Origin of the sequence: Mycobacterium riyadhense (genome assembly GCF_963853645.1) — a bacterium.
Classification (GTDB): Bacteria; Actinomycetota; Actinomycetes; order Mycobacteriales; family Mycobacteriaceae; genus Mycobacterium; species Mycobacterium riyadhense.
Genome location: NZ_OY970457.1, coordinates 399,337 through 423,703 on the forward strand (window position 1 = coordinate 399,337; position 24,367 = coordinate 423,703).

Consider the following 24,367-nt stretch of genomic DNA (forward strand, 5'->3'; position numbering starts at 1 on the left):
ATCGCGACCGCGCGATCGCTGGCCGAGCGGGAGGTACGAAATGTCGTTCGTGAACGTAGCGCCGGAGATGGTGGCGACGGCGGCAACGGAACTGACCAGTATCGGCTCAACAGTCGGCGCCGCTACCGCCGCGGTTGCCGTTCCGACGACCGGGGTGATGGCTGCGGCCACCGATGAGGTCTCCGCGGCGCTGGCGGCGCTATTCACCGAGTACGGTCAGCAATTTCAGACCGTTGCCGCACAGATGGCAGCGTCTTATCAGCAATTCACGCGCAATGTAATGGCCAGCGTGAATGCGTATACGGCCGCGGAAACCACCAACATCCGACAGTTCGTGTTGAGCGCGGCAGGCCCGATCAATGAGCCCTTCGTAGAGCTGACCGGGCGCCCGCTGATCGGCGACGGCGCTAACGGATACACCAACGCTCAAGGTGCGGGGACGGCCGGCGGGGCCGGCGGGTGGTTGTACGGCGACGGCGGTACCGGTGGCACCAGCACTCGCTTTGGGGTGGCTGGGGGTGCCGGCGGGCCCGCGGGTCTGATCGGCGATGGCGGCACCGGCGGCAAAAGCGTTTACGGCGGGATGCCTGGGGGGTCCGGCGGGCGCGGGGGCCTCCTGTTCGGCGATGGCGGCACGGGCGGAGCGAGCGGGCCTGGGGGCGTTGGCGGCGTGGGCGGTGGTGCGGGCCTGTTGTTGGGGCAACCCGGGACCGCGGGGATAAGCACACTCCTTTCGCCGAACCAAACGCTTATCTATGTGGATCGATTCGGCAACCCGATACTCAACATCTCGGTCGGCGGCGGACCCAGTTCGCCCGTCATCGTCGACTCCGGCGCCTCGGGTCTTGTGGTTCCACCGCAATACGTCAATTTGGCGAATCTCGGTGCGTCCACCGGGAACGGTAGCGTCAGTTACGGCGGCACCCTTTTCGTCAACTACAACACGTACGTGACGACCGTGAACCTCGGGAATGGAATCGTTACCGGACCGACCACCGTTGGCGTTGCCACCTCGGCATATCTGGGTACCCCAGCGAACCCTATCAACGACCTTTCGTTGTTACCCGCCTATCTGGGCGTGGGCCCCAACAACGACTTTCCATTCGGCACCCCCATCAGTGGGACGTTGCCGGGCAACATGAATCAGGGTGTGTTGATCAACATGCCGCGCGGTTTGGTGGAGTTCGGTCCCAATTCGCTGCCGCCGATTGTGGAGATGGATGGAGCTCCAAGAACAGTAGTGCAGGTACAGATCAACAACGAATTACCGCAGACCGTAGGCGTATTCGTCGACTCCGGTGGTGTGGGGGGAACTATCCCGCAATCGTTGGTGCCGGGCCTCAATATCGGTAATCATCTTCCCGAGGGAACAACCATCTCGGTCTACACGATCAACGGTGTCCACCTCTACACGCAGACGGTCACCGCGTCCAATAGCCCACTCGTTGTGGCGTCGGCACCGCCAAACGCCGTGCCGGGCCAAGACGCGTACTACGTGTTCAACACCGGGAATTATCCCTTCTCAGTCGCACCGATCTATATCGCGAACAACGACGCTGTAGGAACGACAATCTTTGACCGGCTGATCTGACTTGCCCGGGTCGTCGGTCGTTCCGCGAGCACCCGGACCCAACGGCGTAACGATCGCAGGCTCACAGCCCGTAGCCGATCGGCAACCGCGGCGCCACGTCATGCACAGCCGCCCGGCTCTACGCCGACGCCCGAGCGCGGGGAAAACGAAACCCCCACGCCATCCGCGCATCGTAGCGCGCGCATAGATCCGCGTCATCGGGGCCTGCTGGCAACTCAGGACAACCCTACGACCCCGCCATCTACCAAGCCCGTCAACGCATCCCAGCATGACGACCGACTTAGCGAACTCAAACGCCTTAACAGCTACCGCAATGCGAGCTGTTGAGCCCCGCGAACAGTCCAGGAACCCATTCCTGGACGTCGCGGGGCCAGCCGAAAAGTCAGCACCCCGAGCTGTACCGCATGACTAGCGGCACACACCACGAACAGTCCCAGCGTAACGATTCTGCCGCGATTGGTGATTCGGCTCCCGGGCCTAACTCTTAAGCCGTGCCGAATCCGTTGTTACCGGCCGCCGCCGCACGCGGGCCACCCAACCTGATTGCCAGCGGTATGGGTGTGCCCACCTCATCGGTGGCCTCCGCGTCGCGATAGACACCGACGGTGTACTCGCCTTCGGATTCAATCGCGAACGACAGGTCATAGGTAAAGCACCGGTACTTCGACGGACTGTTGCTTTGGTCGGGCCAGTCCCAAATCGATCGGATCGCCCCGCGCCGTTCACCGGCAGGATCCTTACAGACCACATAGATCTGTGGATCGTAATCACCACCAGACGGCGCGTGCAACACTAGAACAACCGGAACCGTTAACCACATTGGGATCTGGTCAACGTCATAGCTGGTCGTGGGAATCTGGGTGGCGTTAATCGCGGCCCCGTCGAGGGTGGCCGAACCCGCCACGAACAATGCGGCTAAGTGCATTGCGACAGCCTAATACAGCAGCCGATGCACCCAGTGATCGACACCTCGGAGACATGCGCGACGTGCCTCACATAGTTTGAGCGCGCGGCGGGGGTTATCTGAGCGCCGGGCGACTGTAGGGTTGCTCCATGGGCGAGGCAAACGAATGAAGCGGCTCAGCGGCTGGGACGCGATACTGCTCTACAGTGAGACGCCGAACGTGCATATGCACACCATGAAAATCGCCATCCACCAGCTCGATGAGGACCATCGACACTTCGATATCGAGGCGTTTCGCGAAGTCATGCGCACGCGGCTGAAGAAGCTTGAGCCGTTGTGCTATCAGCTCATTGAGGTACCGCTCAAGTTCCACCACCCGATGTGGCGGGAGAACTGCGAGGTTGACCTCAACTACCACATCCGGCCGTGGACGATACCCGCTCCGGGTGGTCGTCGCGAGTTCGACGAGGCGGTCGGACAAATTGCCAGCACGCCGCTAGACCGAAACCGCCCGCTGTGGGAGATGTACTTCGTCGAGGGCCTGGCGAACAACCGGATCGCGACGATCGGCAAGATCCATCACGCGCTCGCCGACGGGGTTGCTTCGGCGAACCTGCTGGCCCGCAGCTTGGACCCGCAGCCCGGACCGGAGGGACCCTATGTGCCTGACCCCGCCCCTACAACAGGGCAGCTGATGGGTTCGGCGCTGGTGGACCACGCGCGCCAACTCGCGCGGCTCCCGCGAACGATCCGCTACACCACGCAAGGTATGGCTCGGGTGCGGCGCAGTTCGCGGAAGCTCTCACCGGAGCTGACGAAGCCGTTCACGCCGCCGCCTACTTTCATGAACCATGTGCTCACCCCCGAGCGCAGGTTCGCTACCGCCACCTTGGCGTTGGCGGATGTGAAGGGTACAGGCAAGCGGCTCGGGGCGACGATCAACGACATGGTGCTGGCCATGTCCACCGGGGCACTTCGTCGGTTGTCGCTACGCTATGACGGTAAGGCCGAGCCGCTATTGGCTTCGATCCCGGTGAGCTTCGACTTCTCGCCGGACCGAATTTCCGGCAACCGCTTCGGCGGAATACTGGTAGCGCTGCCGGTCGATGTGGACGACCCCTTGGAAAGAGTACGAGGCTGCCACGAGAACGCCACCTCGGCCAAAGAGGTCCACCAGCTCATGGGGCCGGAACTGGTCAGCCGCTGGGCGGCCTACATGCCGCCCGCGGCCGCGGAAGCTTACTTCCGGCGGGCATCCAGCAGCGACGAGCAAAACAAATTCCTCAACCTCAACATCTCGAACGTTCCGGGGCCCCGCGAACGCGGCTGGTTCGGCGGTACGCCCGTTACCGAAATATATTCGGTGGGGCCGTTGACCGCGGGGAGTGGGCTGAACATCACCGTCTGGAGCTATGTCGACCAGCTCAACATCTCGGTGTTGGCGGATAGCGCCACCCTCGGTGATCCCCATGAAGTGACCGCGGCCATGATCGCGGACTTCATTGAGATACGCAGGGCCGCAGGGATTTCCGAAGAGCTCACGGTCGTCGAGACCGCGATGGCACCCGCCTGAACAGAGCGGCAGTGGGCGCCGTCTTGACTGTGCTTTAACTTCAGCCGAGGTGCAGGCGGGTGACTCGGCACAAGGATCACGGTGACCACGGCACGATCTATCAGCGCACTGTCGCCGCCTACCGCGAACCTGACCGGGCAAAAGGCCATACGATGCTGGCGGCGATGATCGACACCTAGAGCCAGGGCGTCCCGAAAGCCCTGCGGGACGTAATCACACTCGGGCGGACGTTGAAGAAACGGGCCGCCGGCATCCTGGCCGAATTCGACCGCGCCGGCAGTTCCAACGGACTCACCGATGCGATCAACGGACACCTCGAGCACCTACGCGGCTCCGCCCTGGGATTTCGCAACCTCCCCAACTGCATCGCCCGAACGCGCTTGGAGTTCGTGCTTCAGGCTCTGACTACACCGTCAATCATGAAGAGCCAGTTACGTCCCCCGATCGGGGGATGTAACTCGTCCCCCGATCGAGGGATAAACTTGTCCCCCTAATCATCGTCCACCTATTGATATCGAATTGCACGAAGCGTCAAGGTATCGTGCTACGAATGCATGCCTTGACACCAATTCGTACCGTTGCAGATTGTCGGCGGTTTGGACCCCATGCACGGCCCGTATTGATCGCCGTGGGAGCGGGCCTCGCCTACGGCTGTTGGGCTGCGTTTGCCCACTTTCGTTCCGGCCTCGAGGTTGCTTTACACGCTGGCTTGACGCAAGCGGCGCTAAGCCTGTCCGCGACTCTGGTGCTAGCACTGACGCTCGAACGGCTATTTCGCTGGCCGCCAAATCCGGTACACGGCTTTTGGTTAGCCGCGCTGGGGAACTCTACACTGACGACGTCCTGGCTGGTCTTTGGCCACCTGGTGGCAGGTACATCGGACATCGCGCTGACAATCGCACCGAGCTTGATCGTTGGCATCGCAAGCAATTTCGCCTACAGCCGCATGTTGCTCGTCCAGGCCAGGCGAAATGCGATAGAGTCAGAAAGGCTAGAACGACTACCTAGTGGTGTTTCAGGCGAATAACTATCTGATTGTGCGTCAAATTCAAAATCAAGGCCACAACCACAACCCCCCAGAACCAAACCAACCGCGGCAGCCTCAGACCTAACGTAAGGCCTGACTAATGGGAAGTACCAAGGCCAGCTAGGCGCAAAGCGTGCGGCAGACTTGGTCGCTGGTAGCCGCTGCCGGGTGAGCACTCCTCCTGACTGGGTGTGTTCGGAGCCCTTTTAAAAGACCGTGCCCCCGGTGGTGTGCCAGGAGGTCGATCGCTGTTGGGATGTCGTGCCGGCCCTGCTCGTTTGGGGGGTGTGAGCACTGGTCCATTAGTCCGCGGGTACTCCTCCTCGGCTCGGGTGCCGGGTACGACAGACACCGATTGTCGAGGCTAGGAGGTGCTGGGGATGTTGTTCATCGGAGATGACTGGGCAGAAGATCACGTGCGCCACGAGGCGTCTGAAGTCGAATGGAGGTGAGAGACCTTCGTCGCCCTGTCGTCGCAGCGGCTGGGTGAAGCTGGGGGCAGCCTGATCCAGGAGATGCTGGTGAGGGTGGGAGCAGCCCTGACAACGCCGGGACGCGTCGGCACTGCCAGACGGTGCGGGTCCGGTCAGCAAGACGAGAAGGTGTACGCGAGAAATCAGTGTCTGACGCCCCTTAACGGCCCACCAGCTCAAATCTGGCGGATATGGGCTGGTCGCGGTGCGTACCCGACTCCGTTGTGTGGAGTCGGGGAACTCCTGGTCGCGATGTGACAACCGGCCAGGAGGCCACGGTGAAGACCTGCGGTGTAACCGTGGCGATGCCGCAGGGGTAGAGCTGGACGCCTCGCTCGTCGATCGACTTTGAGATGAACGTGGGAACCGTCCGGTGTCGCCCTTCACTGCCCGTGCAGCCAGCGCGGGGGAAGGGCAGGTCCATCGTCGGCTGATGGCACCGGCCGGGGCGGAGGCTTCGTAGTAGTCCGAGGCCGGGAAAGCCGGTCACATGGCGAAGGGAGCCAGCAAGTCAGTAGCCGAAGTGCTGGAATACCGGGAGAACGCTGGTGAATACGAGTGAACCACTGCTGGGCTTATTGCACGCTCGGCAGCGGGTACTGGAGATCCAGACCAAGCTGCACCGTTGGGCGAACGACGATCCTGATCGTCGCTTCGATGATTTGTTTAACCTCGTCGCCGATCCCAGCTTTCTGTTGATGGCATGGGAGCGGGTGGAGGGCAACAAGGGCGCGCGCTCGGCCGGAGTCGACGGCAAGACCGCCGACTCCGTTCGGGAATGCATCGGCGTGGAGAGACTCCTCGTCGAGCTGCGGGATCAGTTGCGGTCCCGCAGTTTTCGCCCGCGGCCGGTCAGGGAACGGATGATCCCCAAACCGGGGTCGCGTAAGCGGCGTCGGTTGGGTATTCCGACCGTGGCCGACCGGGTGGTGCAGGCGTCCTTGAAGCTGGTGCTGGAGCCGATCTTTGAGGCGGATTTTCAGCCGTGCTCATACGGTTTCAGGCCCAACCGGCGTGCGCACGACGCCGTGGCTGAAACACGTTTTCTGGCATCCAAGAGCTACGAGTGGGTGTTGGAGGGCGATATCGCGGCCTGTTTCGACGAAATTTCGCATTCGGCCTTAATGGATCGGGTGCGGTCACGAGTCGGAGATAAGCGTGTGCTCGCGCTGGTGAAGGCGTTCCTGAAGGCGGGCATTCTCACCGAGATTGGCACCGTTCATGAGAGCGTCACCGGCACCCCACAAGGTGGGATCCTTTCGCCGCTGCTGGCCAATGTGGCGCTGTCGGTCCTCGACGAGCATTTCGCCGAGTCACCCGGCGGACCACGATCGACCACCAAGCAGCGGTGGACTCGCCGCCAGAAAGGTCTGCCCAACTATCGGCTTTACCGGTACGCGGACGACTTCGTGATTCTGGTGGCCGGGACACGGTCGCAGACTGAGGCGCTGCTTCCCGAAGTAGCGGCTGTCTTGTCCACTGTCGGCCTGCGGTTGTCGGTGGACAAGACGTTGATCACCCACATCGACGAGGGCTTCGACTTTCTCGGTTGGCGCATCCAGCGTCACCAGAAACGGGGCACCAACCGGTATTTCGTCTACAACTATCCGGCCAAGAAGGCCCTGCGGTCGATCAAGGCCAAGTGCAAGACGATCTGCCGGATGAATGTCAGCCTGCCACTGGCGGTCCTCCTGCACCGGCTCAATTCGGTGTTGCGGGGCTGGACCGCCTACTTCCGCGCCGGGGTGTCGGCCCGGGCCTTTCAGTACCTGCGCATGATCGTGTGGCGTCAGGTGTTTGGCTGGCTCCGGCGCAAGCACCCGAATTCGGGGTGGAAGAACCTGCGCCGCCGCTACTGCGACGGTGGCTGGTGGCCACGTGACGGAGAGGTCGTGTTGTTTAATCCCGATTCGGTAGTCACCACGCGTTACCGTCCCAGGGGCTCAACGATCCCTTCACCGTGGCCGTTGGCAAGCTGATCAGATCAACTGCTCGACGGGGCTTGTGGAGAGCCGGATGCGGGGCCAACTCGCACGTCCGGTTCGGGAGGGCGGCATGAAGAAACGGGCCGGGAGTAATCCCGAAACCGCGCTTCATGTCGACCCCACCACGATCTGGAGATCCAGGACGAGCAGGGCCGGGTGCTGAAGCGGGCCCGACTGCCAGAGGGGATGGCTGGTATCACCGAGTTCGGTGAGCTCGTCGGCCGGTTCCTCTCCGAGGATGAACAGGCTGCAGATGTGTTGGTATGCATCGAGACTGACCGCGGACCGTGGGTGAACGCATTGATCGCCGCGGGCTACCGGGTGTTCAGCGTGGACCCGAAGCAGGCGCATCGGCATCGGGAGATCCTGTCGAACTCGGGCGCCAAGAGCGACAAGGGCGATGCGCATGGGCTCGCAGACATGGTCCGCACGCGCCGCCATCAGCTGCGTGAGGCCGGCGGTGACTCCGAGATCGCCGAGGCGGTCAAGGTCGTGGTCCGCGCGCATCAGACGATGATCTGGGAGCGGACCCGGCACATGCTGCGGCTGCGGGCCGCGCTGCGAGAGTACTTCCCCGCGATCCTGGCGGTCTGCGACACGGTCGACCTGTCGTTGACCAGCCGCCCCTTGCTGGTGCTGCTGGGTAAGGCTCCTACCCCGGAGTTGGCGGCGAAACTCACTGCGCGGCAGATCCTTCCGATGCTCAAGGGGTACCGGAACAAGGACGCTAAAGCCGCGCAGATTCAGCAGATCCTGCGTAGGGAACACCTCGGGCAACCCCCGGTGGTGACCCGGGCGTATGCCGCGTCCGTGCGTTCATCGGTGGCGGTATTGACGGTGCTCTTCGAGGAAATCACGCACCTCGAGACGGAGGTGAAGGCCCATTTTGGCCAGCACCCGGACGCTGAAATCATCCTCAGCCAACCCGGCCTCGGCCCGATCCTCGGTGCCCGGGTGCTCGCAGAATTCGGGGACGCCCCAGGCCGTTACCGCAGCTCCAAGGATCGCAAGAACTATGCGGGGACCAGTCCGATCACCCGACAATCCGGGAAGACGCGGATCGTCGCGGCCCGCTACATTCACAACGATCGGCTCGTCGACGCCCTGCAGGGACAGGCCTCCTGCGCGATTCTGCACGACCCCGAAGTCCGCAGCTATTACGATCAGCTCCGCGCCCGCGGCACCAAGCACAACGCCGCTCTCCGCCAGGTCGCCAACCGGCTCGTCGGTGTCCTCCACGGCTGCCTCAACGCCCGAACCCGATACGACCGAAACACGGCATGGGCCCATCGACACACCGCCGCTGCTTGACAATCAACTTCCAGGGATGTCTTTTATCAGGCTAGTGCGCACGTAGGTCGTGGATCTTGGCGAGGACTTCGGCGAGCTCGGGTGGTGGGGGTTCGGCGGCGGTCAGGGTGTGGTTGCCGGCTTGGATGGTGACGGTGCGGTAGCGGCGGGTAGCGCGAACGAATTTCTTGATGGACCAACCGGTTTGGTGCTCGATCCAGTGCGATACCGCCATCGCGGCGAAGACGACGCTGAGGTGGGCTTCGATGGAGTCGCGGGTGCGGTGATAGATCGGGCGGGCTTGCAGGTCGTGCTTGGACATCCGGAAGGCTTTCTCGATGCGCCACAACTGGTGATAGGCATCGATGACGAATGCCGCGGGGTGGCCCACCAGGTTGGTGGTGTAGCCCTTCCAGCCGGCCAACGCGCGTGTCTTGGCCTCCAGGGTGCGGTTGACGGTCTTGGTCGCCCCAGTGAGTTGGATGTAGCGGTTGCGTTTGACCGGGGCATGGCCCTCGACGGCACGTTGGGCCTTGGCGACCTGCTCGTCGATCCCGCGGAGCGTGCGCCGGGCCCGGTCGTGACGGTACTGGTAGTGGATCACCCGATCTGGGATGCCGCGGGCCTTCTCGCTGCTCGTCGACGGCCACGGCTGGGTGAGGACCAGGCCGTCGGGGATCGCCTCATCAGGATGCTTGTCGCGCCACTCGCGGACCACATCGGGCAGGAACGGAATCCTCGCACCGAGAATGTAGGACAGCTCGGCCGTGTGCAGGGCGATCTGGTTGGCCTCGGAGATCATCCCGGCATCGGCGACGACCGTGACGTCGGTGAGCTGGTGAGCGGCCTTGAACGCGTTGATCACCGGCACCATGGTCGCGGTCTCTGCCTTGTTGCCTTCAAAGGCCGCAACCGTCAGCGGGAACCCTGCCGCATCGGTCAACAACCCCAGGGTGATCTGCGGGTCCAACCGTCTTTCCTTGGAGTTATGCCGATGTCGGCATAATTCCAATTATCCCGAGGCTGCGATTATGCCGAGTCCCGGGCAGCTGCGGTGGTGTTCGCGCTGTTCGGTAAGGGTTCCAGGGGCGGCTCGCGCGGCATAATCGGCCCGCGAAAAGTTGTGGTGTGTCTTCCTGATGGTGCATTGCGTTGCCCATCAGGAGGAGGAGTCATGGACCCCACACGCAGCTTCGATGCCGGTGATCGTGCCGCGCCGGTAGTTGATTTGCTCATCGAGTACGGGCGCTGGCTGGATCATCAGCGTGGATTGGCGCCGACAACGGTTGTCAATTACAGGAAGGAGGTTGCGCAGTTTCTCAAGGCATTGCCACAGTCCGCCGAGGCCTCGGTGGGTCTTTTGGATGCCGGCATGGTCACTGCGTTCATGGTCGAATTTTGCAGGGAACGGAATACGAATTCGGCCAAGTCGATGGCGCGGTCGGTCCGCTCGTTTCTGCGATTCGCCCACGCCACAGGCCGCATATCGGCGGATCTGTCGGGGGCGGTTCCGGTTCCGGCGGCCTGGCATTTGGCGTCGCTTCCCAAGGCGGTGCCGGCGGCAGATCTTGAGCATCTGTTGGATGTCGCAGCGCGGCACTGCTGGACTGCCACCGATCGGCGCGATTATGCGATCTTGCTGCTGTTGGCCCGACTCGGGCTCCGCAGAGGCGAGATCGCAGCTCTTGGTCTCGACGATATCGACTGGCGGGCAGGAGAACTCACCATCGTCGGCAAAGGTAACCACGTCGAGCGTTTACCTCTGCCGGCTGAACCTGGTGAGGCGATCGCGGCGTGGCTAGTCGATGGCAGGCCGGCATGCACGACGCGGTCGGTGTTCACCACCGTCAAGCCGGCGGGGCGTCCGATATCGCCCGGAGCGATCGCGCATCTGGTGGCTGCGGCGTGCCAAGACGCGGGGCTAGAGCGGATCAACGCGCACCGTTTCCGTCACACGCTGGCAACGGAGATGCTGCGCTCTGGGGCCTCACTGCCGGAGGTGAGTCAGGTGCTGCGCCACCGCAGTGCGCGCTCGACCGCGATTTACGCCAAAGTTGATGACGTCGCACTGCGGCCCTTGGCCCGGCCCTGGCCGACAATCACAGCGAAGACAGACCCCGACGCTGGCCGGGCACTGGCGCGCCCGTGGCCGGGGGCACGGTCATGAACACGCTGCGTGAGAACGTCACTGATTACCTCGCCACCCGCAGGGCGCTGGGATTCAAACTCGAAGGCCTGAGCAAGCTGCTGCTGAGCTTCGTCGCGTTCTGCGAGCAACGGGGAGCCACCCGGGTCAACCACGACCTCGTGATCCAATGGGCCACAACCCAGATGAAGGTTCCGGTTAGTGAAGCGCTAGTAGCTCGCCGGTTGGATGCGGTGCGGATCTTCGCCCGATACCAGCATGCGTTGGACCCCGCCACGCAGATCCCGGCCGAAGAACTCCGCCCTCGGCGCTACCGGCCAAAACAGCCAAATGTGCTCAACCAGAACGACATCTGCGCACTGCTGGCCGCGACAAGCATTCTGGAGCCTGCGTTCAAGGCGTTGACGTGGCGAATATTGATCGGTCTGCTGACCGCCACCGGGCTACGCCCCGGCGAAGCGTGCCGGCTGGCCGTCAGCGACATCAACCTGGCTAGCGGAATGATCCAGATTCTGGAGACGAAGTTCGGCAAGTCCCGGCTGGTGTTTATCCATCCGAGCACCGTCACCGTGATCGCTGATTACCTGCAAGCCCGCCAAGCATGGGTTGGGGCCAGCACGCACGCCAGCTCAACGGTTTTCCTCAACGCCCGGCGTGGACCGCTATGCCCGGACCGGCTCAACGGCACCTTCCGAGAGATCGTCACCGCCGCCGGGTTGACCACCGCGCCGGGTCACCGGCCAGTCCGTCTGCACGATCTGCGCCATACCTTCGCCGTGACCACAATGATCGACTGGTACCGCGAGGGTCAGGACGTTCAAGCGCGGCTGCCACTGCTGTCAACCTGGCTCGGCCATGTCGATCCCGCCTCGACCTACTGGTATCTGCACGCAGTGCCCGAACTGCTCGCCCTTGCCGCCGACCGCCTCGACAACGACGCCGAAGCCCCTGTCACGGAGCCGGCGCCATGACCGCGCCGACGCTGAGCTCGCTGCTGCAAGGGTTCTTCACCGATCGGTTGCGAAGTCACCTGCAGGCCAGTTCGCAAACGGTCGCGGCCTACCGGGACACCTTCAAGCTTCTGCTGATCTTCGCCGCCGGCCAGACAAAGAGATCCCCGGCGCAGCTGACATTCGATGACTTCGACGCCACGATGATCGGCGCCTTCTTGAATTACCTTGAAACCGAACGCCACAACAGCACCGCGACCCGCAACGCACGGCTGGCCGCGATCCACTCGTTCTACCGCTATGCGCTGCCACTGATCCCAGACCGCGCTGACACGGCCAGCCAGATCTTGGCGATCCCGCAACGCCGCCATGACCACGCGACTGTGTCGTATCTGACCAGCACCGAGACCGAGGCCCTACTGGCCACGCCAGACCGCACCACCTGGTACGGACGCCGCGACCACGCCCTGCTGCTCACCGCCGTCACGACCGGTCTTCGCGTCTCGGAGATCACCACGCTGACCATCAGCGACATCGCCACCATGACACCAGGACCAGCCGTTCATACCACCGGAAAGGGCCGAAAGGAACGCAGCACACCGCTGACCAAGCCCACCGCAGCCGTCCTACGGGCCTGGCTGCCAGAGGCCGGCACTGCCGCCAGCAGTCCAGCCTTTCCAACGCAACGTAAGACACCGATGTCGGCAGACGCCGTTCAACGTCTCGTCGCCAAACACGCTGCCGCAGCGGCGATTACCTGCCCATCGATCGCGGCCAAACGCGTCACTCCACACACGCTGCGCCACACCGCGGCGATGGCGCTGCTACACGCCGGCATCGACACTTCGGTGATCGCCCTGTGGCTGGGCCACGAAAGCCCACTCACAACCCACATCTATCTGCACGCCGACATGACCATCAAAGAACGTGCGCTCAACCGCGTCACCGGGCCGAACACCACCCCCGGCCGCTACCGACCAGCCGACGATCTCCTCAACTTTCTCGAACACCTATGACGACCAACATCAGAGAGCCCGATTATGCCGCGCGAGCCGCCCCTGGAACCCTTACCGAACAGCGCGAACACCACCGCAGCTGCCCGGGACTCGGCATAATCGCAGCCTCGGGATAATTGGAGAATCCGGGCTCCCGGAACCCGTCACCGGCATCAGTCTCGAAGTGCAGGGTGCTCACATCGTAGAGCACCAGGCTGGCTGGCCCCAGCCGGGCCTGCGCTGCGCACGCAGTCGAAAGTGCCTGCCGGAACACGGGTTTGGCGAATATCGGTAGACGGCGGTTCAGCGTGGGATACGACACTGCGACCACTCCGGTTTCCTCGATGACGCGCAGTGAGTCGGCCTTGCTGGTCGGTTCGATGATCCGCGCCAACACCAACTGGCGAAACACCTCATCCTCATCGGCGGCCTGGGCGAACCCGACCGCGTCGTAGGCAGCGCACAGTGCCTGCCACAGCAGCGCCGACTTCGAGGACGTGATCGGCAACGGCTCCGAGGCTGAGCGTTCGGCCAGGCCGAGGTCGAGTTGAGCCTGCCCGGCGGCCAAGCGCTGCGCCGCCGCGGCCTTGAGCGCAGCGACCCCCGCCTCGTCATGTGCCGAGCCCAGATGCTCGATCTTGCGCGACCCGCGCCGCGAGGACCACACGACCTGCACAGCCGTCGCCCCTGAGGACGTCTTCACCGTGCGCACATAGGCCACCCAGGCACCCTACGAGCCACCGGCTAGTGCACACATCCGCACCAGCGCAGAGCCGAACACACAGGTCACAGTCCTACGGAATTGCCTGACCGCCGTCGGTGATAAAAGTCAGGTCAAAATCAAGGCCACAACCACAACCCCCCAGAACCAAACCAACCGCGGCAGCCTCAGACCTAACGTAAGGGCGTCGGCCTGCGCATTACCAGCGGCCACCAAAACCATCGCCCCAGCAGTGCCGCTATTGCCGGTGTCATAAACGAGCGAACCAGCATCGTATCAAACAGCAGACCCAGACCGATCGTGGTGCCTATCTGACCGATAATCCGCAGATCGCTGACGATCATCGACGCCATAGTAATGGCGAATACCAAACCTGCGTTCGTCACAACCTTTCCCGTACCGCCCATCGCGCGGATGATCCCCGTCTTCAGCCCGGCGCCCATTTCTTGTTTGAAACGCGAAACCAACACCAAGTTGTAGTCAGACCCCACCGCGACGAGGGCGGCAAGCGACATGTTAACTACCATGTAATTCAAATCAATACCGAGAATATACTGCCAGAGCAGCACCGCCAGCCCAAAAGAAGCCCCTAGGGACAATGCCACCGTGCCGATGATCACCGCGGCGGCGACGAGTGCGCGGGTGAGAATCAGCATGACAATGAATATGAGGCAGAACGCAGAAACCCCCACTATCACGAGATCCCACTTGACACCCTCAGCCATGTCTTTGTAGCTGGCTGCTACGCCGGCCACGTAGATCTTGGCGTCCTCCAAAGGTGTTCCTTTGAGAGACTCCTCTGCCGCTGTCTGTATTGCGTTGATACTGCGGATACCCTCGACTGTTTGGGGATCTCCCCGATGCAGAATAATATAGCGAGCTGCGTGTCCGTCGGGCGACAGGAACAAGCTCATGGAGCGCTGAAAAGCCTCGTTTTTGAAAACGTCGGGAGGCAGGTAAAAAGAATCGTCGTTCTTAGCCGCATCGAACGCCCTGCCCATAGCGCTGGCGTTTTCGCCCATCTCGTTCATCTGGCCGAAGATGCCCGACATGGTTGCATGCATGGCTAGCAACATCGTCCGCACGCTTTCCATGGTTTCGACCATCGGCGGGAATGTGGCCATCATCTGTGGCATTAACGGGTCCAGTTGCTTGATGTCGCCCACGAAGGCGTTTAGTTGTTCGTCGATCCGGTCCACGCCATCCAGCGCATCGAATGCCGATCGGAACGACCAGCAGATCGGAACGTCGAAGCAATGCTTTTCCCAATAGAAATAACTGCGGAGGGGCCGCCAGAAATCATCGAAATCCGCAATATGGTCGCGCAGGTCATGAGTAATCTGCTGCATCTCGATGGTGTCGTTAACCGTGCGATGGGTAGTGTCGGCAAGCTGCGACGTAAGCCGATACATCCGCTGCATGAGAGCGCTCGTCGTAGCGATCTCATCGGCCTGTTTGAGCATGTCGTTCATCCGATCGCCCAGATATTTCATTACCTGCACCTGACCGACGTTTTGAATGCTCATCTGGAATGGTATTGTCGTGTGGTCCATCGTCGTTCCATAAGGTCTAGTTGCCGCCTGAACCCGCGAGATACCTGGAACGTGAAATATTCCCTTTGCTAGTTTGTCCAAAATCAGAAAGTCTGTCGGATTTCGCATATCATGATCCGCCTCGATCATCAATATATCGGGCTTCATCCGCGCTTGGGGGAAATGGCGATCCGCGGCAGCGAACCCTTCATTTGCCGGGATGGAGGTTGGGGCATATGCCCGATCGTTATAGCTGATTCGAAATCCGAGCAGAGCCAGCAGGCCAACGAGAGTTATCGCCAGCGTAGCTGCCAGAACGGGCGCGGGCCATCGAACTACCACAGTGCCAATACGTCGCCAACCCCGAACCTCGAGCGGCCGCTTGGAGTCGAACAGTCCAAAATGGCTGCCGACGGTCAGGACCGCCGGCCCCAGCGTCAGCGTGGTTGCCACGGTGACCAATGTCCCGACGGCACACGGGATCGCCAGGACGCTAAAAGCGGGCAACTGGGCAAATTTGAAGCAGAGGGCTGCGGCAGCGATAGTTAAGCCCGTTCCCAATATAACATGAGCGACTCCGCGGTACATGGTGTAATAGGCAGCCTCCTTGTCTGCGCCGGCCTGGCGCGCCTCTTGGTACCGCCCGAGAAGGAAAATCCCGTAGTCCGTGCCGGCGGCAATTGTCAGCGAAGTAATCATAGTGACGGCAAAAGTGGAGAGTCCCACACCAGCGCCATGCCCGAGAAACGCAACAACTCCCCGCGCCGCAACTAATTCAACGCCGACCGTGAACAGTAAAGCAATCACGGTGATGATCGAACGGTAGACGAAAAGCAGCATAAGAAAGATCACCGTGACAGTTGCCGCGGTGATCGTAATCATGGACTTTTCACCACCGCGCTGCATATCCGCTATGAGCGGCGATGCCCCCGTGACGTAAGTCTTGATCCCCGGCGGAACAGGCGTCTCCGCGACGATCTTGCGGACGGCTTCGACGGATTCATTGGCCAGCGTCTCACCTTGTTTGCCCACCAGACGCAATAGGGCGGACACGGCCTTACCGTCGTTGCTTTGCGCGCCCGTCGCCGTGAGGGGATCGCCCCAGAAGTCTTGCACGTTCTGTACATGTTGCTTATCGGCTCTAAACTTGCGCACCAGAATGTCGTAATACTTATGAGCCGCGTCGCCGAGCGGCTGGTCGCCCTCTAAAACGATCGTCGCTAAACTGTCGGAGGTGCCTTCATGAAACACCTGGTTTATGCGCATGATGGCCTTATACGTGGGCGCCTTTTCGGGGATCAGTGCCACCGAACGCTCTTGCTGAACCGTTTCCAGCGACGGCACGAAGACGCTCAGGATGCCGCAAATAGCCAGCCAGCCCAGGATGATGGGCACGGCAAACGCGCGAATCGTCCTCGCAATCAACGGCTCTTCGGCGTGCGCGCGGGTGTCGGGGTCGTTCGTGCAGTTAAAAACCATGCGCATTTCCGCCCTTTCTAGGAAGTAGGGACGACCTGTTGCCACTGGTGGTGATGGCGTAGTAGCCCGGAGGCCAGCGATGCACCAGCAGCCAGGTTGGCAGCCCTCAGATCTCCGCGGTGTTGATGCTCCACCGCTCTGCGGCAGCCAAGTCTGCACCGTTGACTGTCGCCTGGTATACTCCCGTTCCCGGTATGCACAGATGAGCAACGAGGGCGGCGGTGTCAGGCACGGGAATGGCGAAGGTCAGTTCCGGGTTGCCGTGCTTTGCCGCCAACGACAGCGCAGCCTTTACGAGCGCCGCGCCGCGTTCCGGGTCGCGATAGGCGAAGTTGGACAGATGCGCACCCCGCAACTCGCCGGCGGCGGTGTAGAGAAGTTTGGCGCGGCGGGTGTCTTCCAGCAGCCCGCACGCCGAGTCATCCGACAGCATGAGCGCGGCCGGGGGTAGCTCGGAGCGCATCATCGGTTGGCCCGCAGGGACGGCATAGTGGCCTTGCGTCAGTCGCCGGTACAACTCCGCAACAGCCGCCAAAGATACCGAGCGGGCGGGGTCTCCGTCTTGTGTGGTGGCATCGGTGAGCTGGGAGGTGGGAACGCGCAGTATGGTGATGTGGCCGACCGCGCGCAAGACTGGTAAACCCAGCCTAGCGGCCCGCCTGGAGTAGGCCTCGGGTGTCTGCGGAAGTTCGGTGCCGTCCATTAACACAGAGAAAATGCCCTCGATTCGGCTGCGATGTGCTGCCTCCGCAAGCAGGGCACGCATGAGCCTCAGCGGAGTCAACCCGCGCCGCGCAGCCGGCGAGATCTTCACGTCTCCGAGATAGACGGCGTTCTTCTCGTGACCGTCCGGGGTCATCAGCGACCGCAAGGCCGCTGCAACGGTGCCGAGCACCTGGCCGTCGTTTTCTGCCACGAACACGACGGCCTCGCCCATTGCACGGAAGAAGCGTGTGTAGTCGTCACCGTGCGAGATTCGAAAAGTGCTGTCCGGACCCAACGGGTAGCTGAATTGTTCCTCGAAGATGTCCAGGGCACGGGCCAAGTCGGACAGCGGTGGGCCTTGAAGCATGTGGATCTTCACGGCTACTCAGCCGTCGAGAGTGTACAAGTCAGTGTAAAGGCGGCTCATATTGTATGCGCCCAGCCGCAGTCCCCGGTCGACAGCAGAGCGGATGCGGGGGTCGTCGTAGTCGGGCTCGACGAGCAGGAAGAACTCCTCGGCGTGCTGCTCGTCGATCTCCGCGTGAAGTGCGTAGTGCACCAAATCGTCTTCGGCGACCCAGCCGCGCTTTACCACAGCAGAGCCGATCGCAGCCGAGATCCCGGCGAAAGCATGCTCGTGGAAGCCCACACAGCTGATTGCTATTTCGACGTCTTGCAGGGCGCACACCGAGATGAGGACGCTATTGTGCGCGTGAATCGCAGGGCATGGGGTCAAAGTATCCAGACGTTGGGCATCGTAGCTGCCGATGCTGGCCAGGAACTTCCGGAACGTGTTGTGGTGGAAGGCGTGCGGCTGGAGATCGCCGTGCTCTTCAAGGATGTTAGCCAAGATGCCGAGCCGGTCGCCTGGTAGCTCCATTCGGGCGATAAGGGCGGCCATCGGGCGGGAGAAGAAGGTTACGGCGATGCCGAACTGCTCCTGGGTGGCGCGGAAGTGCTCCAGGGACATGCTGCCGTCGGCCAATGCGGTCAGATACGGGTTATCGAGGAGTCCCACACTGGTCATGATCTGCTTGGCCCTGGCCGTTACGCGCGGAGCCTTGACGAGATGTGCCATCGTGATTAGTTCCTCCCAATCGTGTGCTGGTTCATTCCGCGGACAATCTAGTTAGCTAAGCTAAGAGCGGGCACTTCCGGGCTTCACACCCACGTGCAGAGCCCGGTAAAAGAAACTGCGGTCTCGGCTATGCAACTCTTCGGCCACCGGATCCCACCGGAACCCAGGGCCGCAATCGCGCACATCTAACTTCGAGCCCATCTGGCGGACCACTACGATGCCATCCGGTCGCAATGCCGTCCAGGCACACTCCAACGTCACCCGAGCCTGCTCCGGAGTTAGCCAATCGAGGACATTCGACAGGTGAACCATGTCAAACCCGCCGGGCGGAACGGCTGTGAGCGCCTCATCCATCGTGCCCCGCACGAAAGTAACCTCAGGCAACCGCCGTACTGGTGCTTCCTGCGCAAGCCACGGCGCCCTGACGTCCGGGTAGCACCCGGCCAGCAGCTGCCATAAATAAGGATTATCGGCCGCAGGTTGGGTTGCCAGAACATGCCGGGTCCGGCGGGCGAAGTGCCGGCCCCACGGCTCGACAGGGTTGGCGGTCGCCGCCCCCACACCGAACAGCGGCAACACGATATCGTGATCGAACACCACATCGAACGCGCGGTCCAACGCAGCGCCGAGTGCTGTGTCGGGAGCAACGAGCCGTGACTGCTCGTCTGGGTTCCGCAGTGCAAGCACGCCTTCCAATTCGTCGCGCCACTGTGCCACATTGTGACGCAACGCAGCGAACTGCCACTCGTAACGACCGCAGAAATCCGGGCCATATTCGGCAACCTCATGCAAGGGACCCAAAACATCCGGCTCGAGATCCAAGGCCGCAAACGCCGACTCCAATGCGATCCGACGCTCCGCCGCCGGCATCTGCGTATGCCCTAGCAATCGCATCCGCTCTTGACTACTGACCGTCGCCAGCAGGTATAGCTTGAGCCGAGTCAACTCCAATTGAGCGGAATTGACGTCGGCCACATGCAGCTCACCCACACCATCACAGGCCGCCAATGCGGCGGCGGTACACCCACCGGAGGCCGTCATTGCAATCCGTAACGCCCCCCCCGCGTCCGGCGCTGCCGCGACGCAAGCCACACGTCCAGCAGCGCGTCCTCACGGACCTGGGCATATTCCACCGGCAAGCGATGCGCCCCCATCAACCATTCTCGCCATGGCACCGTCACCTCAGAAATCATGAATTACACAATCCCTCTCGCTTCGCCACCCGCGCCCAATCCCAACGGATGCGGACGCCCCAGGGCTGGCCTGAACCTCTTTCTCTACCTGCGACATTCAGAAGAGTGTGAGGCAGTCAGGACTAGGTAACGGGTGGTGTTGGATTGTGGCTGCTGTGTTGGGGTTTGTGGGGGGTGTTGGTTGTGGTCGTTGACTGTTGTTAGCGGTTGGTGTTGTGGTGTTTGACATTCGTTGGCCCTGGTGTGGTGTGGGGAGTGTGCGGATCCCTGGGTATGCGCATTTGCGCTGGGTGGGGTGGGTGCGAGTCGTAGGGTTGGCTGGTCGTTGTCGGTGGGCGTGGGCCCTGCAACCCGGGCCGGTGCTGGCCCGGGGTGTGGTCGGTCTTCTTGGAGGGTTGTCATGGCGTTTGTGATCGCGTCTCCGGAGGCGTTGGCGGCAGCGGCGGCGGATTTGTCGGCTCTTGGTTCGACGATCAGTCGGGCCAGTGCGGCGGCCGCGGGTGCGACGACGGCGGTGGGCAGTGCGGCCGCCGATGAGGTGTCGGCGGCGATCGCGGCGTTGTTTTCTGAGCACGCGCGGGATTATCAGGTGTTGGCGGCGCGGGCGGCGGTGTTCCATGGCGAGTTCACCCGGGCGCTGGTTGGCGGTGCTAGTGAGTATGCAGCGGCTGAGGCCACCGCGCAGCAAAGCCTGTTGGACGTGATCAACGCACCGACCGAGGCGTTGTTGGGGCGGGCGTTGATCGGTAATGGCGCGGATGGGGCCAGCGGTGCGGTGGGTCAGCGCGGTGGCGATGGCGGGATTTTGTACGGCAATGGAGGCAATGGCGGCAGTAGCAGCGATCCCGGGGCGCCGGGGGGTGCAGGTGGTTCGGCGGGGTTGATCGGTAACGGCGGGGCTGGCGGCACCGGCGGGGCCGGGGGGACTGGTGGGGCCGGGGGGCACGGTGGGTCGTTGTTCGGCAGTGGTGGGACCGGTGGGGCTGGCGGGAGTTCGACTGCGGTGGGGGGCACCGGCGGTATGGGCGGAGCCGGGGGCAACACGGGTTTGTTCGGCAATGGCGGAGGTGGTGGGGCCGGTGGCAGCGGCTCTAACGGAAACGGCGGTTACGGAGCTGGGGGTGGGCGTGGCGGGTGGCTAATCGGCGACGGCGGGGCCGGCGGGGCCGGCGGGGCCGGCGCCACCGACAGCGGAGGGACTGGCGGGGCCGGCGGGGCCGGCGGCGACACCGGGCTTTTCGGGACTGGCGGGGCCGGCGGTGCCGGCGGGACCGGCGGAACCGGCGGTGACGGCGGTACGGGCGGGGCACTCTACGGCCGCGGGGGGGCCGGCGGGGCCGGCGGTGATGTTACCGGTGGAGTCGCTGGTGGTCACGGCGGCGCAGGTGGGGTCGCCGGACTGACCGGCGCTGGCGGCGGCGGCGGTAAAGGTGGGGCCAACTCCAGCGGTTCCGGTGGCGATGGCGGTGCCGGTGCCCGCGGCGGATGGCTGGTCGGTTCCGGCGGCGCCGGAGGGGCCGGCGGCGCCGGTGATGGCAGCAGCGGTGGAAACGGCGGCGCCGGAGGCGATGCCCCACTAATCGGCTACGGCGGTGCCGGAGGGATTGGCGGTGCCGGCCCCGTCGGCGGCGGTGCCGGGGGGGTTGGCGGGAACGGAGGATTGCTCATTGGAGCCGGCGGCACCGGCGGCAACGGCGGCGCCGGACTGGCCGGCGGTACCGGTGCCGCCGGCGCGGACGGTGGCACCGGCGGCAACGGCGGCAACGGCGGTGCGGGTGGCAACGCCGGGTTGATCGGAGCCGGCGGTATTGGCGGCAACGGCGGCGCCGGCGGGATCGGCGGCGCTGGCGGTGACGGAGGCGCCGGCCAGGCCGGCGGTACCGGTGGGACAGGCGGTGCGGGCGGGACCGGCGGTGCTGCGGGTCACCGTCCGCTGATCGGTCTTCCAGGTGTCGGCGGCGGCGGCGGCAACGGCGGCACCGGCGGGAACGGTGGTGGTGGCGGCACCGGAACCGCAAGCGTCGGCGGTGGCAACGGCGGCAACGGCGGCACCGGCGGTACCTCTGGGGCCGGCGGAGCGGCCAGCGGATTCGGCGGAGTCGGAGGCAACGCGGGCATCGGGGGCGCCGGGGGCCAAGGCGGGGACGGCGGTGCCTCCGAATCCAACGGCTTCAGCGGCGGTGCCGGCGGCAGCGGCGGGGCCGGCGGTACCGGCGGAACGGGCGGCAACGCCGCTGCCACCGGAGTCAACGGCAACGGCGGCCTCGGCGGCCAAGGCGGCGCCGGCGGCGCCGGCGCCAACGGCGCACAGGGCGGCACCAATACCGCCGGCGGCGCCGGCGGCGCCGGCGGCAACGGCGGCAACGCTGGTGCGGGCGGTGCCGCCGGTACTGGGGGCGTGGGCGGTGCCGCAGGCTCCACAGGCGACGGCGGCGCCGGCGGGAGCGGCGGCAACGGCGGCAACGGCGGCACCGGCAGCGACGGAAGCGCGGGCACCGCCGGCTCCAACGGCCCTGCCGGCGGTGCCGGCGGTAATGGCGGCAACGGCGGCAACAGTGGCCCTGGCGGCAGCAATGGCGACGGCGGCCTCGGCGGCACCGGCGGCCTCGGCGGCACCGGCGGCAACGGTGGCAACGGGAGTGGCACCGCGGGCGGGGCCGGCGGCACCGGCGGCACCGGCGGCAACGCAGGAGCCGGCGGGGCTGCAGGCACCGGCGGGGCAGGCGGCCTCGCCGGCAACGCAGGTACCGGCGGCAACGGCGGCACCGGCGGCAACGGCGGTGACGGGGACACGGGCACCGCCGGCACCGCGGGTGCGGCGGGTGGCACCGGCTACGGCGGCGGCGCTGGAGGCACCGGCGGCGGCGGTGGCTCGGCTGGCAGCGGCGGAACTAACGGAAACGGCGGTAACGGCGGCAACGGCGGTGGCGGTGGCACCGGCGGCGCCGGCGGCACCGGCAACGCCAGCAACGGCGGCAACGGCGGTAACGGCGGTACCGGCGGTAGCGCGGGCGCCGCGGGCGCCGCGGGTAGCGGTACGGGCGCCGCCGGCTCTGCCGGCAGCGCGGGCATCGCCGGCAACGGCGGTACCGGTGGAAACGGCGGTACCGGCGGGGCCGGCGCCGCCGCCAGTTCCGGCGGTAGCGGAGGCAGCGGTTACGACGGCGGCACTGGTGGCCAAGGTGGTGCCGGTGGCCCCGCCAACGGAGGAACGGCCGGCAGCGGCGGCAAGGGTGGCAATGGCGGCAACGGCGGTGCCGGCGCCAACGGCGGCGCCGGGACCGACGGCAGCAGCTCCACAGGTGGCGACGGCGGCAACGGCTCCGCGGGCGGCAACGGTGGTGACGGTGGCAACGGCGGCCTTGCCGGCGCCGGCGGCACCGCCGGCAGCGGCGGCGGTGGCAACGCTGGGACGGCTGGTGCTGGCGGTGACGGCGGCCCCGGTGGCGACGGTGGCAACGGCGGCGGCGGTGGCACCGGCGCCGGCGGAGCCACAGCCGGCTGGAATGGCGGCAACGCCGCGAACGGAGGCAATGGCGGTAACGGCGGGACCGGGGCCAACAGCTTTAGCGGCGGTGCGGCGGGCGCAGGCGGCAAAGGTGGTGCCGGCGGCACCGGCGGCAGCGGCGGCAACGGCGGCACCGGTACCTTCCTCGGCACTGGTGGCAGTGGCGGCAGCGGCGCCAATGGCGGCAGCGGCGGCAACGGCGGCGCCGGCGGCACCGGCGGCGGTGCCGGCGGTGCCGCCGGCAATGGCGGCAACGCCGGTAGCGGCGGCAACGGGGGCGGCTCCGGACAGCAAGGCGGCGCGGGTGCCGGCGGCGGCACCGGCGGCGCCGGCGGCGCCGGCGGCACCGGCAACGGTGCCAACGGCGGGTCCGGCGGGAATGGGGGGAAAGGCGGCGCCGGCGGCAACGGTGCCGCCGGCGTCGCCGGCGCCCTGGGCGGCTGGGCCGGCGGGAACGGCGCCAACGGCGGAGCGGGCGGTAACGGCGGCCCGGGCGGCGACGCCACGAGCGGCGGCACTGGCGGCGCGGGCGGAACAGCCGGCAACGGCGGCAACGGCGGCACCAGCGGTGATGGCGGCACCGGCGACACCACCACCGGCGGTTCTGCCGGTACCCCCGGCAATGGCGGCACCGGCGGCACCGGCGGCGACGGCGGCAGCAACGGCGGAGCGGGCGGCGACGGCGGCACCGGCGGCGACGGCGGTGGTAGCGGTACTGGTGGCACCGGAGTGACCGGCAGCGGCCAAGGCGCCACCGGCGGCAGCGGCGGCAACGGCGGCCAGGGCGGAGAGGGCGACGGCGCCAACGGCGGCAACGGGGGCGGTGGCGGTAACGGCGGCAGCGGCGGAACCAGCGGCGAAAGCCAGGGCGGCGCCTTCGGCGCCGACGCCCTAAATGGCGGCAACGGTGGCCTTGCCGGCACCGGCGGCAACGGCGGCAATGCGTCCAACGGCGGCACCGGCGGCACCGGCGGCGGCGGCGGCAACGGCGGCAACGGCGGCACCGGCGGCACCGCCGACAACGGCAACGGCGGCAACGGCGGCAACGGCGCCAATGGCGGCACCGGAGGCAACGGCGGCAACGGCAACGGCGGCGGTAACGGCGGCGCCGGAGGCAACGGCGGCACTGGCGGCGCTCCCGGCGGCGGCCGCGGCAACCCCCAGCAGGGCAGCAACGGATCAACCGGCAGCGCCGGCCAACACGGGTCCTGACCCGC

The 24,367-nt window shown here is 64.9% G+C and carries 13 protein-coding genes and 3 pseudogenes; 9 read left to right on the forward strand and 7 right to left on the reverse strand.

The window, feature by feature from the left end:
* Window positions 1–40 precede the first annotated feature (40 nt).
* Window positions 41–1,591: a PecA family PE domain-processing aspartic protease gene (locus tag AADZ78_RS28630; protein WP_085248990.1), complete on the forward strand. Its 1,551-nt coding sequence runs from the start codon at window positions 41–43 to the stop codon at window positions 1,589–1,591.
* Window positions 1,592–2,075: 484 nt separating this feature from the next.
* Here AADZ78_RS28630 and AADZ78_RS28635 read toward each other — a convergent pair whose 3' ends face one another.
* Window positions 2,076–2,516: a hypothetical protein gene (locus AADZ78_RS28635; RefSeq protein WP_085248991.1), complete on the reverse strand. Its 441-nt coding sequence runs from the start codon at window positions 2,514–2,516 to the stop codon at window positions 2,076–2,078.
* 145 nt (window positions 2,517–2,661) lie between these two features.
* Between AADZ78_RS28635 and AADZ78_RS28640 the strand changes: the two genes are divergently transcribed.
* The 4 genes and pseudogenes from AADZ78_RS28640 to AADZ78_RS28655 all read left to right on the forward strand — a co-directional run bounded on the left by AADZ78_RS28640 (window position 2,662) and on the right by AADZ78_RS28655 (window position 8,864).
* Window positions 2,662–4,068 (forward strand): WS/DGAT/MGAT family O-acyltransferase, encoded by a 1,407-nt coding sequence (locus AADZ78_RS28640; RefSeq protein WP_085248992.1) that lies wholly within the window; start codon window positions 2,662–2,664, stop codon window positions 4,066–4,068.
* A 95-nt stretch (window positions 4,069–4,163) separates the two neighbouring features.
* Window positions 4,164–4,454, forward strand: a pseudogene (locus AADZ78_RS28645) (transposase); the annotation flags it as partial.
* Between the two features lie 1,662 nt (window positions 4,455–6,116).
* Entirely contained in the window at window positions 6,117–7,547 is a 1,431-nt protein-coding gene (gene ltrA / locus AADZ78_RS28650; protein ID WP_085253361.1) for a group II intron reverse transcriptase/maturase, read from the forward strand.
* 135 nt (window positions 7,548–7,682) lie between these two features.
* Complete coding sequence (locus AADZ78_RS28655) at window positions 7,683–8,864, forward strand: IS110 family transposase (protein ID WP_204903558.1); 1,182 nt, start codon at window positions 7,683–7,685, stop codon at window positions 8,862–8,864.
* A 31-nt stretch (window positions 8,865–8,895) separates the two neighbouring features.
* Here the strand turns inward: AADZ78_RS28655 and AADZ78_RS28660 are convergent.
* Window positions 8,896–9,828, reverse strand: a pseudogene (locus AADZ78_RS28660) (IS1634 family transposase); the annotation flags it as partial.
* Between the two features lie 189 nt (window positions 9,829–10,017).
* Between AADZ78_RS28660 and AADZ78_RS28665 the strand changes: the two are divergent.
* From AADZ78_RS28665 to AADZ78_RS28675, 3 genes are read left to right on the forward strand one after another with little or no spacing between them, the layout of a single operon-like run.
* A complete protein-coding gene (locus tag AADZ78_RS28665) occupies window positions 10,018–11,010 on the forward strand; it encodes a tyrosine-type recombinase/integrase (protein WP_085251881.1) in 993 nt (330 codons plus the stop codon).
* The gene (locus tag AADZ78_RS28670; RefSeq protein ID WP_204080055.1) at window positions 11,007–11,960 is read left to right on the forward strand and encodes a tyrosine-type recombinase/integrase; all 954 of its coding nucleotides are present in this window, start codon (window positions 11,007–11,009) and stop codon (window positions 11,958–11,960) included. Before AADZ78_RS28665 ends, AADZ78_RS28670 begins: the two co-directional genes overlap by 4 nt.
* The gene (locus AADZ78_RS28675; RefSeq protein ID WP_085251883.1) at window positions 11,957–12,955 is read left to right on the forward strand and encodes a tyrosine-type recombinase/integrase; all 999 of its coding nucleotides are present in this window, start codon (window positions 11,957–11,959) and stop codon (window positions 12,953–12,955) included. The genes AADZ78_RS28670 and AADZ78_RS28675 overlap by 4 nt, the downstream gene beginning before the upstream one ends.
* Before the next feature lie 118 nt (window positions 12,956–13,073).
* Here the strand turns inward: AADZ78_RS28675 and AADZ78_RS28680 are convergent.
* The 5 genes and pseudogenes from AADZ78_RS28680 to AADZ78_RS28700 form a co-directional block, all read right to left on the reverse strand.
* Window positions 13,074–13,655: pseudogene (locus AADZ78_RS28680) on the reverse strand (IS1634 family transposase); the annotation flags it as partial.
* A 173-nt stretch (window positions 13,656–13,828) separates the two neighbouring features.
* Window positions 13,829–16,666, reverse strand: a complete 2,838-nt coding sequence (locus tag AADZ78_RS28685; protein ID WP_085249055.1) for an RND family transporter — start codon at window positions 16,664–16,666, stop codon at window positions 13,829–13,831.
* Window positions 16,667–16,772: 106 nt separating this feature from the next.
* Complete coding sequence (locus AADZ78_RS28690) at window positions 16,773–17,750, reverse strand: GNAT family N-acetyltransferase (RefSeq protein WP_239656858.1); 978 nt, start codon at window positions 17,748–17,750, stop codon at window positions 16,773–16,775.
* Between the two features lie 6 nt (window positions 17,751–17,756).
* A complete protein-coding gene (locus tag AADZ78_RS28695) occupies window positions 17,757–18,449 on the reverse strand; it encodes a TenA family transcriptional regulator (protein ID WP_085249053.1) in 693 nt (230 codons plus the stop codon).
* Window positions 18,450–18,509: 60 nt separating this feature from the next.
* A complete protein-coding gene (locus AADZ78_RS28700) occupies window positions 18,510–19,490 on the reverse strand; it encodes a DUF3419 family protein (protein ID WP_249044860.1) in 981 nt (326 codons plus the stop codon).
* 552 nt (window positions 19,491–20,042) lie between these two features.
* Between AADZ78_RS28700 and AADZ78_RS28705 the strand changes: the two genes are divergently transcribed.
* Window positions 20,043–24,362 carry a PE family protein gene (locus AADZ78_RS28705; protein ID WP_264033415.1) on the forward strand — a complete coding sequence of 1,440 codons (4,320 nt, stop codon included), beginning with the start codon at window positions 20,043–20,045 and terminating at the stop codon, window positions 24,360–24,362.
* Window positions 24,363–24,367: the final 5 nt, after the last annotated feature.